This window comes from Agriterribacter sp., assembly GCF_035444585.1.
Lineage (GTDB): Bacteria > Bacteroidota > Bacteroidia > Chitinophagales > Chitinophagaceae > Agriterribacter.
Map to the genome: position 1 here is coordinate 1 of NZ_DAOMOZ010000280.1, position 5,443 is coordinate 5,443.

A 5,443-nucleotide genomic window follows, 5' to 3' on the forward strand; every position below is an offset into this window, starting at 1 on the left:
AATAATGGCGGCGGGGAATACCGCGAATACATTTGGCCGGTGATGCTGCTGTTTGGAATAGCCCTGGTGTTAACGCTCATTAATTTTTTACGAACCATTGCCAAACGCACTACAAAAGAAATTTACATTTCAAACTGGTACATTGTAGCGGCTTTGATATTTGGGTTGGTTATTTCAATTGTTGCCTATGTACCCTGGTGGCAGGATGGATTGGGTGAAACCATTATCCAGGGCTACTATATGCACCAGGGCGTGGGCATGTGGTTTATGATGATGACACTCGGACTTGTTTATTACTATTTGCCCCAGCAGTTGAACAGGCCCATTTATTCATATAGCCTGGGTATATTGGCCTACTGGACACAGATACTTTTTTATACGCTTATCGGAACGCATCATTTTGTGTTCAGCTCCATACCCTGGTGGTTGCAAACCGTAGCCATTGTGGGAAGCGTGGGAATGGTTATCCCGGTGGTTGCCGGCAGTACCAATTTTATAATGACCTTTAAGGGAGCATGGCATAAAATTTCGGACAGCTATACTTTACCCTTTTTTCTGGTAGGTATAATCTTTTATTTTACCGGTTCACTGCAGGGTACTGCAGAGGCGTTCCGCTCTACGAACCTCATGTGGCACTTTACCGATTTTACGGTTGCGCATTCTCATCTTACCATGTACGGCATCATCTCATTCTTTGTGTGGGCAGGTGTATATACCGTTATCCCCCGGTTAACAGGCAGGGAAGCGCCGCAGATAACAGTAGGCGCCCATTTCTGGTTTGCTTTGATAGGACTGTTGTTTTATACTGTTCCGCTTATGTATGGCAGCACCCTAAAGGGATTGATGTGGATAGACGGGAAGCCCTTTATGGAGAGTGTTATTTTTTCTGCGCCTTACTGGCTGTGGAGAGCCATTGGCGGAAGCCTGATGTGGATATCTCATTTGTTCTTTGCATATAATATTTATAAAATGCTCATGGAAGGCGGAACAGTTGATGTAAAAGAAGCCGCCTTTAAAAAGCTGAGCCAGGAGAGCGAAAGCACTATTTGATCAACAATAGAATGATTGATATGGAATTCTTTGATAACCATAAAAAATTATTTGGCGCTACATTTTTGTTGTTTGCAGCACTCACCATACTGGTAGCTATTTTGCCTGCCCTGCACAATCAAAGAAACAATGCGCCGCTGCCCAATGCAGAACCATTGAGCGATGATGCCGTGAAAGGCAAAGCCATTTTTATTGCCAACGGTTGTGTGGCATGTCACACACAGCAGGTGCGCAATGTAGACATGGATAAGATATGGGGGTCGCGGCCAAGCATAGCTTCAGATTATGCAGGCATACACCGTACAGATATCTGGCGTAATACAGCCACTTTGATGGGTACGGAGCGTACGGGGCCCGACCTGACCAATATTGGCAGCAGGCAGCCCAGCCTCGACTGGAACCTGGTGCATTTGTACAATCCCAGGATCGTGGTTAAAGAATCCATCATGCCTGCTTATCCCTGGTTGTTCACGATCAAAGCGGAACCCGAAAAGGACGATGTGGTGGTAAGTGTTCCGGACGAATTTTTAAAAGGTAAAGCCGGTAAGGTAGTTGCTACCCCCCGGGCATTGCAATTGGTAGCGTACCTTCAGTCGCTGAAACAAACGCCATTACCCGACGGCAGGCCTGCACCTGAATTTTTGTATAAAAAAGCAGAAAAGAAAACAGTGGCAGCCGACGGGACAGTGCAGGGGTTGGATGGGGCAGCTTTATATGCCGTAAATTGTCAAAGCTGCCATCAGCCTAATGGCGAAGGGCTGAAAGGCGCTTTCCCTTCTTTGAAAGGCAGTAAGATCGTATTGGACGACGATCCTGAAATAATGGTAAACATTATCATGAACGGGTATAACGGAAGAGCGCAGGAAGGCTTTCCGCCCATGCCTGCAGTAGGTACCGATAATAAACTGAGCGCAGAAGAGATAGCAGCTATTATGAATCATGAAAAAACAAGCTGGGGTAATAACGCGAAGCAGGTAACGCCTGAGCAGGTACAGCAAATAGTAGATGCAGTTAAGCAAAAAGCGGAATAGTGTCAGCCGGGTTATGTACTGCCGTGAGAAGTGAGAACCCGCCCGCCTGCCCGACTGAGTCATTCAGGCGGGGATGACTGCGGTCGGACGGGGATAGAGGTGAAAGGCAATGCCTGTCCGGCTGAATGCCCTGCCCGGATCTGGTCAGGCGGGCGTTCGGATGGGGTGAAGGGTAAAAGTGAGTTTCACTATTCACCAGTCACTACACTTCAGCACCGGTACGTTATACCTGTAATAAAGCACAAAGATGAAGTGTATTTATAATTAAAAAAAGATCAACATGAAGAAGATATTGCTGTGTATATTTTTCCTCTGTCCGGCTCTTGCGGTGTTAGCCTGTCCGGTTTGCGAAAAACAGCAGCCCGAAATTTTGCGCGGTATTACGCATGGCGCCGGTCCGGGCAGCAATTGGGACTATGTAATTGTATGGTCGGCGGTGGTTATCGTTGTGGTTACCCTGTTTTTTTCCGTGAAATGGCTGATCCGCCCGGGAGAACGGTCGCAGACGCATATCAAAAGATTCATTTTAGACATAGAGTAACAACAACTTAAATGGTTTTATATGGGAGACAGAAGCACCATACTTATTTTTCTTGATGATGAGCCGGCACCCATAGCCAGGCTGGTTTCGCCGGTAAATTTTGAGCTGGATACCCGTAAACTGGTAGACGGCAGGCATAGTCTTAAAATTGTGAGCAAAGATCCTACAGGCAAAGAAGGCTTGCGCATTATACCCTTTGAAGTGAGAAACGGCCCGGCTATTGATGTAGAAGGCATTAAAGAAAACGCAGTGGTAGACGGGGTATTGCCATTAATGATCAATGCCTACGGGAAGGGGGATTCGAAAAATTTTATGATCACCGGAAGTGAAACACCGCAAAGCATTCCTTCCTGGGTATGGATATTGATCATTGGCTTTGGTGGCTGGGCCCTGTATTATCTTGTTACTTATATAAATATAATCAAACAATAAACCAGATACATGAGCATGAGTGAGATAAAGGATATACTGACGCTTGAGGATGTTAAAAAGCTGGTGGATACGTTTTACGGAAAAGTAAGAGAGAACGATCTGCTGGCTCCTGTGTTCAATGAACGCATAAAAGACCGGTGGCCCGAGCACCTGGCAAAGATGTATACTTTCTGGCAAACCATTTTATTAGGAGAGCAAACCTATTTCGGCAGTCCCTTTCCGCCACATGCAAAATTACCTGTTGAACATGCCCATTTTGGAGAATGGATGAAATTGTTTACACAAACTGTAGATGAGTTGTTCAGCGGTGAAAAGGCCGGGGAAGCAAAATGGAGGGCGGGAAAAATGGCCGAGATGTTTGAATATAAAATTGAACATTATAAAAAGACAGGGTTTAAAAATTTGTTATGAAACGATTACCATATATAGCCATCATGTGCGTTTTTTTGTGGCTGGGTTTCGTTTTTGCCATCAGCTTCATGGAGGCCTGGCTAAAATTCCGGGCGCCGGGTGTAAGCCTGTCCGTTGGACTGGGTATAGGTAAGCTGGTATTTAGCGCTTTAAATAAAGTGGAATGGATTTTTGCTGCTATCGTTCTTTCCTGCCTTTTTTTCGACAAAACCATAATACGAACCAGCAACAAAATCTGGTTGGGATTCATCATACTGGTTTTGCTTGCCCAGACTTTCTGGTTGCTGCCATTGCTTGCTGCAAGAGCTGATGCTATTATCAATGGAGGGAGCAGCGCACCCTCATCATTGCACTGGCTGTATGTAACAGCCGAAGTGATAAAGGTAGCATTGCTTTTTTCCCTGGGTGCTGAACTGCTTGGGTATGTGCAGGCGAAAGATTTTAAAAAGATACAATGAAATATGTCTGTACAAATTAAAAGAGTGTATGAGCCTTTTGCAGCCACCGATGGATTCCGGGTACTGGTTGACCGCATTTGGCCGAGGGGTATTAAGAAAGAAGCCGCACATGCAGATGTATGGCTGAAGGAGGTAGCGCCTTCAACGGCTTTACGCAAATGGTTTAATCACGAACCCGGGAAATGGCCGGAATTTACCAGGAAGTATATTGCAGAACTAAAGCGATCAGGCGCCCTGGAACAGCTCCTGGAGATCATCAGGGATCATAAAAAAGTAACCCTGCTTTATGCTGCGCATGATGAGCAGCATAACCAGGCACTGGTGCTGCAGGAATTTATAAAAACACTGGTAAAATAATGGTTATGAAGCCAATACCGATCAGGCGGAGTGAAAGTATCATGAAGCTTTCCCGTGAGCATCATTTTAGCTTATTGTTTTGCTGGAAAATACGGGAAGGGTTAAAAAAAAGAACTGCGCCCCACCGCATCGTACAGTATGCGCAGTATTTCTGGAACGATCATATAGAACCGCATTTTCGTGAAGAAGAAGAGATCCTTTTTGCTCCCCTGCAGGATGAAATGGTGCTTAAAGCTATAGAAGAACATGCTGCCATAAGAGAGGCTATTGAAGCTTTGGCTGTTCTTCCCCCCCAAAATATTACCGATGAGCTTGCAAAGCTGGCCGATCAGTTAGACAGGCATGTGCGGTACGAGGAAAGGCAGTTGTTCCCGCATCTGGAAGCTGTTTTGAGCGACGCACAGCTTGAAAGCATCGGCGCCCGGTTAAATGCTTCGCCGTCCGCAACTTTAAAAGATGATTACCAGGACGAATTCTGGAACGAAAAGAATGCGTCGCTGTAGTTGAATTGAAATTTAAGATTTGAAATTTGAAATTGAGATTTTGTTTCGAATTTAGGATTTTATGCTTCGAATTTGTATTTTATCCGCCCCTGCGGATGGGTTTGGTTCTTGCGATTTGGTTCTTATTATTTGTTCTCCGGCGCTTTACGTTCAGATGCGGTGCTGACCCTCCTGCGTCGGGTACCGACCGCATCTCCGGATTTCCGGAAATTTTTAGTTTTTTGTCTATTGTTGTATTCCTTCGGATTTAGAGCTTAAGGCTTCGGATTTGAAATTTATTTGGTTCTTGTGATTTGGTTCTTGTTATTTTCTTTCGGTGCTTTACGTTCAGATGCGGTGCTGACCCTCCTTCGCCGGGTGCCGGCCGCATCTTCGGATTTCCGGAAATTTTTAGTTTTTTGTCTATGTTGTATTCCTTCGGATTTAGAGCTTAAGGCTTCGGATTTGAAATTTATTTGGTTCTTGTGATTTGGTTCTTGTTATTTTCTTTCGGTGCTTTACGTTCAGATGCGGTGCTGACCCTCCTTCGCCGGGTGCCGGCCGCATCTCAGGATTTCCGGAAATTTTTAGTTTTTTGTCTATTGTTGTATTCCTTCGGATTTAGCGCTTAAGGCTTCGGATTTGAAATTTATTTGTTTCTTGTGATTTGGTTCTTGTTAT

8 protein-coding genes are annotated in these 5,443 nt (G+C 45.1%); all 8 read left to right on the forward strand.

From position 1 onward, the window contains the following. The coding region (locus tag PLH26_RS19905) for a cbb3-type cytochrome c oxidase subunit I (RefSeq protein WP_324587773.1) at nucleotides 1-1,050 on the forward strand (1,050 nt) is incomplete at its 5' end. 20 nt (nucleotides 1,051-1,070) lie between these two features. Then, nucleotides 1,071-2,081 carry a cytochrome c gene (locus PLH26_RS19910; protein WP_324587774.1) on the forward strand — a complete coding sequence of 337 codons (1,011 nt, stop codon included), beginning with the start codon at nucleotides 1,071-1,073 and terminating at the stop codon, nucleotides 2,079-2,081. 280 nt (nucleotides 2,082-2,361) lie between these two features. Then, nucleotides 2,362-2,622 carry a hypothetical protein gene (locus tag PLH26_RS19915; protein WP_324587775.1) on the forward strand — a complete coding sequence of 87 codons (261 nt, stop codon included), beginning with the start codon at nucleotides 2,362-2,364 and terminating at the stop codon, nucleotides 2,620-2,622. A gap of 21 nt (nucleotides 2,623-2,643) precedes the next feature. Then, a complete protein-coding gene (locus PLH26_RS19920; protein WP_324587776.1) occupies nucleotides 2,644-3,054 on the forward strand; it encodes a cytochrome C in 411 nt (136 codons plus the stop codon). A 15-nt stretch (nucleotides 3,055-3,069) separates the two neighbouring features. After that, on the forward strand, nucleotides 3,070-3,465 hold the full coding sequence (locus PLH26_RS19925) for a group III truncated hemoglobin (RefSeq protein ID WP_324587777.1): 396 nt from the start codon (nucleotides 3,070-3,072) through the stop codon (nucleotides 3,463-3,465). Further along, entirely contained in the window at nucleotides 3,462-3,923 is a 462-nt protein-coding gene (locus PLH26_RS19930) for a hypothetical protein (protein ID WP_324587778.1), read from the forward strand. Before PLH26_RS19925 ends, PLH26_RS19930 begins: the two co-directional genes overlap by 4 nt. Nucleotides 3,924-3,926: 3 nt before the next feature. Then, nucleotides 3,927-4,280: a DUF488 domain-containing protein gene (locus PLH26_RS19935; protein ID WP_324587779.1), complete on the forward strand. Its 354-nt coding sequence runs from the start codon at nucleotides 3,927-3,929 to the stop codon at nucleotides 4,278-4,280. Between the two features lie 5 nt (nucleotides 4,281-4,285). Next, the gene (locus PLH26_RS19940; RefSeq protein WP_324587780.1) at nucleotides 4,286-4,783 is read left to right on the forward strand and encodes a hemerythrin domain-containing protein; all 498 of its coding nucleotides are present in this window, start codon (nucleotides 4,286-4,288) and stop codon (nucleotides 4,781-4,783) included. The last annotated feature ends 660 nt before the right edge of the window (nucleotides 4,784-5,443 follow it).

Excerpts from the sequence above, each read along its gene's own strand:
- PLH26_RS19915 (WP_324587775.1), top strand. The coding sequence starts at position 2,362 with ATGAAGAAGATATTGCTGTGTATATTTTTCCTCTGTCCGGCTCTTGCG.
- PLH26_RS19940 (WP_324587780.1), top strand. The coding sequence starts at position 4,286 with ATGAAGCCAATACCGATCAGGCGGAGTGAAAGTATCATGAAGCTTTCC.
- PLH26_RS19935 (WP_324587779.1), top strand. The coding sequence starts at position 3,927 with ATGTCTGTACAAATTAAAAGAGTGTATGAGCCTTTTGCAGCCACCGAT.
- PLH26_RS19925 (WP_324587777.1), top strand. The coding sequence starts at position 3,070 with ATGAGTGAGATAAAGGATATACTGACGCTTGAGGATGTTAAAAAGCTG.
- PLH26_RS19930 (WP_324587778.1), top strand. The coding sequence starts at position 3,462 with ATGAAACGATTACCATATATAGCCATCATGTGCGTTTTTTTGTGGCTG.
- PLH26_RS19910 (WP_324587774.1), top strand. The coding sequence starts at position 1,071 with ATGGAATTCTTTGATAACCATAAAAAATTATTTGGCGCTACATTTTTG.
- PLH26_RS19920 (WP_324587776.1), top strand. The coding sequence starts at position 2,644 with ATGGGAGACAGAAGCACCATACTTATTTTTCTTGATGATGAGCCGGCA.